The organism is Marseilla massiliensis, from assembly GCF_016899855.1.
Lineage (GTDB): Bacteria > Bacteroidota > Bacteroidia > Bacteroidales > Bacteroidaceae > Prevotella.
In genome coordinates, this window is record NZ_JACJJG010000148.1 from 1 (window position 1) to 5,487 (window position 5,487).

5 protein-coding genes are annotated in these 5,487 nt (G+C 55.3%); 2 read left to right on the forward strand and 3 right to left on the reverse strand.

The features are described 5' to 3' along the window. Positions 1-38: 38 nt before the first annotated feature. The 3 genes from H6A34_RS13545 to H6A34_RS13555 form a co-directional block, all read right to left on the reverse strand. Positions 39-542 (reverse strand): ester cyclase, encoded by a 504-nt coding sequence (locus H6A34_RS13545; protein WP_205105949.1) that lies wholly within the window; start codon positions 540-542, stop codon positions 39-41. 254 nt (positions 543-796) lie between these two features. Continuing rightward, entirely contained in the window at positions 797-2,956 is a 2,160-nt protein-coding gene (locus H6A34_RS13550) for a hypothetical protein (protein WP_205105950.1), read from the reverse strand. Beyond that, complete coding sequence (locus H6A34_RS13555; protein WP_205105951.1) at positions 2,907-3,860, reverse strand: hypothetical protein; 954 nt, start codon at positions 3,858-3,860, stop codon at positions 2,907-2,909. Before H6A34_RS13555 ends, H6A34_RS13550 begins: the two co-directional genes overlap by 50 nt. A gap of 431 nt (positions 3,861-4,291) precedes the next feature. Between H6A34_RS13555 and pyrE the strand changes: the two genes are divergently transcribed. Both pyrE and H6A34_RS13565 read left to right on the forward strand, forming a co-directional pair. Continuing rightward, positions 4,292-4,921, forward strand: a complete 630-nt coding sequence (gene pyrE / locus H6A34_RS13560) for an orotate phosphoribosyltransferase (protein ID WP_021947095.1) — start codon at positions 4,292-4,294, stop codon at positions 4,919-4,921. Positions 4,922-5,026: 105 nt separating this feature from the next. Continuing rightward, positions 5,027-5,437: a polyketide cyclase / dehydrase and lipid transport gene (locus H6A34_RS13565; protein WP_021947096.1), complete on the forward strand. Its 411-nt coding sequence runs from the start codon at positions 5,027-5,029 to the stop codon at positions 5,435-5,437. Positions 5,438-5,487: the final 50 nt, after the last annotated feature.

Consider the following 5,487-nt stretch of genomic DNA (forward strand, 5'->3'; position numbering starts at 1 on the left):
TAACTACTTCTAACTCCTTTAACTACTACCAATAGATATTAATCCTGCAGTTCTTGCCCAGGGGCTGACAACATTCCTAATTGAATCAACATGCTGAAGAGGTCGGGCAGACCGTGCTCACGGATTATCTTACCGTCCTTAAGCTCGTATATGTTCATGGCCGTTACGCTTATTGGCCTTCCCGTTGCGGGCATTCCCATAAACGGATTTGTATGTGTTCCGCTCATTGTGAACCTTACCATCACCTTGTTCCCGTCGGCTATTATCTCTTCCGCCGTCCATTTTACGTCAGGCATGGCGCCGCGCATCATGTCAAGAACGTCCTTATAACCCTTAAATCCATGCATCGGTTCGGGCGATGTCGGGGCATAAAATACCACGTTGGGCGATATTATCCCTTCGCCTATGCCGCAGTCGCCTGTGTTGATAAAGCGTATAAACCGCTCCATTACCTGCATGTTTATCTCCCTTTCCTTCTTTTCACGGTCGCCATTGCCGTCCGTCGGCGCGTTCAATGGCCTTGAGTTTTGCTCTTCCTTCATGTCTTCTTTATTAATAATAATGTTGTCAGTTTATTGGAAATCATACATTCCCGAGAGCAAAGTTAACGATTTATTTTCTGGCAGTCAAGAGGTTACATGGCGGTGCCCAGGTAACTTTCTTCTCACCTTTGCTGGTTTACAGGGCGTTATGGTTATGTTAAGAAACTAAAATATTAACTCCTATGACACGAAAGGCAGCCTTTTAAAACGTAAAAGACTGCCTTTTGCTTAACAGATAATGATGTTTTGACGTACTACATGCCTTCAAACCGCTTCAGCACGTCGCACTTCGTGGTGTGTTCGTCAACTGCTTGCGGGTGCTCATCGGCAAACTTGGCGAGTGCCGAGAGCGCCTTGTACTGCGATGAGGCCGGACGCGGAGTGACCACAAGGTTGTATTCAGGGTCGTAGGAGGCTGTATACCACGGGTCAGTGTCCGTGTATGCCAGCGCGTAAAGGCTTTCGTACTGGATCTGCAGGTTGCTTGAACGGCTGCTTTCGGTAAGGTATTCCTGCGCCTTGCGTGCGAAGTCAAGCTCTCCGGCGCGCGCGCTGTCGTTCACGCTCTTGGCGTAATGCGTCAGGAACCAGCAGTCGCCGTAGCACGAAGCCTGGTAATACCTCGTGGCAAGCTCATATGCTCGTATGTCCCTTTGCTCCCCTGCGGGCGCAAGGTTGTATTGTCCTTGCAGCTCGATCATGTCCTTACAGAACCTCACCTTTATGTTTTCTGTCGGCACGGCCTTCTCCGGGCCGTCTGTATCCGCCACGTTGGGCAATTGGCGGACAAACCAGCGGGGCGACATGTAAGACCTGTTGGCCATGTACCAGCTGATGTTTTGCTTCGGAAGATAGTCCAACGATACGCGCTCAAGATAAGGCAGGGCGTCGGCAAAGCGGCCTTCGGCCATGTAGCGGGTGCCTATCAGGTCGTTGTAGTAGTCCTTGTTCTGGTACACCTGCTGCGCTACGTAATGCTCGAACACGTCGGTCTTGGCCGACGTCAGGTATGCATAGTATGCCGCGATACTGTCGGCCGGCATGCCGGATAGCTGCTCGAAGTACTCGTTCCAGGCCGTGTAGTCCTTGTTCCAGGCCCAGTCGCCGCGCCAAATGAAGTCTTTGTCGCCATGTTCGCCGTCCGTCTCGAAGTCCAGCTGGTTCTCCTCCATCATTCCGTAGAGGGCCAATGCCGCGGCCTGCCGCCCCTCGGCCATGTAGCGCGGGGCAAGAACACGGTAGGCCAGGCGCTCCTTTACGTCGGTGTAATGGTTGGCGTATTCCTGCGGATTGTCCCTTTCCTCGTCTATTTTCTTGTCCAGCCAGCGAAACTCGTCGGCCATCCATGCGGTGAAGTCGCCGTCCAGCGTGTCCGTCGTGGCCCTTACCAGCAGGCGTATGCAGCGTGCGTTGTCCTTCATGCGGCGGCTGCCCTTCATGTCGGCAGCCTCGTCGGCGCGTCGCATGGCGTCGCTGTAGTCGCCCAGCAGATATCTTACCATGGCCGCCGCGCTCTGCCATAGGCATGGCGACGATGTCTTGCCGTCGGCCAGCACCTTGTCGGCAAAGCTTACGAAGGCCGCCGCGTCATTCCTCATGACCGGTTCGGCGCCCTTTATCCTGAGCCATTGCATGTCGGGATTGCCCGTTGTGTATGCGTCGCAAGTCTCCTGTACGTTGTTGACGAAATCCTGGACGAGGTACAGCAGCGTGTAGGCGTCGGGGTCTTCGGCGTACACTTTCTTGATACCCGCAAGGTTTCTGTATCCCCGCAGACACCATTTTATGCTCTGCATGTCGCCCTGTTCGGCGTATATCTCGCACGCCGCGCGCCGCAGTCCGCTGTTGAGCAGTGCCCGTGCGTAGATATTGCGGCATACGTCGCGCCACACTCCGGAGGGCAGCTTCGAGGCAGTTGCCGTCCAGAAGAGCATGTTTGCCTTGTCGCGTCCCAGCAGCATGTTGGCACGCATGGTGATAAGGGCGAACTGTTCGCGCATGTGCCGTCCCTTGTGTGCCTGCGCCTCTTTCAGTATCCGGTGCAGAATGCTGTCGCGCTCGTCCAGCTCCTCTTTCGTAGGATAGTCCCAGGCGTCCATCGACATGGCGTCGCTTACGCGCAGATAGCCGTCCAGCAGGCGCATGTAGTCCAGCATACCCTTGTCGCCCTTGCTTTCGGCTATGGCGCGAAGGGTGTCGGTGTTGTTCTTGTAGTACTCCGGGTCGTCCGACCTGAGGTTGTCGGCGTAAGCCTTCCACCACTTGTTCATGTCTTGCGCGAAGGGCGACTGCATCCTCTCGCGGCGGAACACGCTGAACATGTAAGCGTTGTGCGTAGGGCGTTCGGGGGCGCATGCCGGGGCGTCAGTGCACAGACTGGCGCCCAGCAGTATGGCTATCAAATATTTTTTCATAATCGTCGGGTTTATATCGGGTTATGTTCTGTATGCTGAGGTCGAAGAGTATTACTTCGCTGTTGGCGTCGCTTCGCCGTCGGTTGATGGCGCGCGCGGCGTCGAGAATGTCGTTAATGTCAGGCACGCGGGTCACTATCGAGTCGCCGGGCAGCACGGGCAGGTCGTCGTCACGGTGCATTATGCCGACGTAGCGGCCGCCCCTGAACAGTATTCGCCACGAGTATATCGGGTAGGCTGAGGCCAGCGGCAGGCCGTAGGAGCCGATGTGGCGCAGGTAAGGGGCGGCGTCGCGCATGTCGAGTATCGGCTTCTCTTGCCGCAGGTCGGTAAAGTCGCCCGTGTTGTACATCATCAGTACCCCTCGGCTTACGGGCGGCGGAGCCATTGAGAGCTGGTGCAGGCGTATGGTGGCCGACACCTCCAGCCCCTCGGCCTTGGCCTTGGAGGCAAGCGTGCGCAGGAAACCGAAGTAGCGGCCTTCCGTCCTCCGTGTCCAGTCGCAGTCTATCTGAATCTCCTTTACGCCGTCAACGTCGTTGGTGGCGTTCATCTGCAGTATGCGGCGGAGCAGCCTGTCGGCAAGTCCGGCAGTATCGGCGGCCATGCATTCGTTGACTATATACACCGTAGGCACTGCCTCGACGCCGCGGGGCACGGCGGTCCTGAACCTCAGCGTGGCGTTGGGCACTGGTTGTCCGCCGTCGTCCTGCACCACGTCGAAGTACCTTATGTACATCTTCCTGACGCCGTGCTCGGTCATGAAACGCGTCTTCACGCTGTCCATGTCGAACACGGTGCTCCAGTAATACACGGCGCGTACCGGTTCGCCGGCACTCTGCCGTGTGCACGCCGCCGACAATACGGCGAGCGCAATGCATATTATGGTGGCAAGTCTGTTCATCCCTTTGAATTGCGAAGTTACGTAAAAAAAACGGGAAACCCGACCGTTGCAGGTCAAAAGAAAGGTTATTTTATTGATTTTTTGCTTCGTTATATGTTGAGGCTGGCTGTCGTATGCGTGGCGGGATATGGTATCTTTGTTTCTGACAGATGGCCTTTCGCGTAGCAAAAGGCGGCCTTTCATGATGTAAAAGGCCACCTTTCGGAAGGTAAAAGGCGGCCTTTCGCGAAGCCGTTGATTATCAGCTGTTTACACGCGGGGCGCGGGCTGGGGCGTGACCGGTGGCGGGGCATGGTGCCGAATATGGCAAAAACAACACTGTTTTTATTTTGATTTACAAACCAAAAATAGTAACTTTGCAACGGAAAATACAACGGCGGGAAAGGCGTCGGCCCGTTCCCGTTGACTGATGAAATAAAATCATTTAAGACATGAATAACCTGAAAAGGGCTCTGGCCGCTAAACTGTTGAAGATAAAGGCCATCAAACTGCAGCCCGACAATCCTTTTACGTGGGCTTCCGGATGGAAGTCGCCGTTTTATTGTGACAACCGCAAGACTTTGTCTTATCCCGACGTGCGCGGCTTCGTCAAGCTTGAACTGGCGCATGCAGTGCTCGAGCATTTTCCCGAGGCTACTGCCGTAGCAGGCGTGGCGACGGGAGCCATAGCCCAGGGCGCGCTCGTTGCCGAGGAGCTGGGCCTGCCTTTTGCCTACGTGCGCAGCAAGGCCAAGGACCACGGCATGGGCAACCTCATTGAGGGTGAGCTGCCCGAAGGCTCGAAAGTGGTAGTCGTTGAAGACCTCATCTCCACCGGAGGCAGCAGCCTGAAGGCTGTAGAGGCTCTGCGCGCGGCAGGCTTCGAGGTGGTGGGCATGGTGGCTTCGTACACCTACGGATTCCCCATAGCGCAAAAGGCGTTCGAGGACGCCAAGGTAACACTTGTGACGCTGACCGACTACGAGCACGTAGTAGAGGAGGCCGTGGCCACCGGATACATATCGGAGAAGGACGTCGAGCTGCTGCACGAGTGGCGTAAGGACCCGGCAAATTTTAAGTAACAAGCAGACGAGTGGACAAGTCGACGAGCAGACAAGCAGTATGTCTTGCTGTCGGCAAATCTCCTTGTCGACTTGTATCTCGTCACTCGTCAACTAAAAAAGAGTATGAGTAAATATGAAAGCGGCGTTAAGCAGGTGCCCCATCCGCAACAGCTGGTGTACGACACGCTTAGCGACCTTAACAACATAGACCGCATAAAGGACCGCATACCTGCGGACAAGATACAAGACCTGACGTTCGACCACGACACGGTTAGCGTCAACGTGCCGCCAGTAGGCAACATAACGCTTAGGATTATAGACCGCGAGGAACCTAAATGCATCAAGTTCGAGACGGCCAACTCGCCCGTACCGTTCAACCTCTGGGTGCAGCTGCTGCCCGTCACTGACGCAACATGCAAGATGCGTGTTACGGTGAAGGCCGACATTCCCGTGTTCCTCAAGCCGATGATAGGCAGCAAACTGCAGGACGGCGTCGACAAGATAGCCGAGGCATTGGCAATGCTGCCGTATTGATAACGCAAGGAGTTAAGGAGTGAAGAAGTTAAGGAGTTAAGACAAATGTC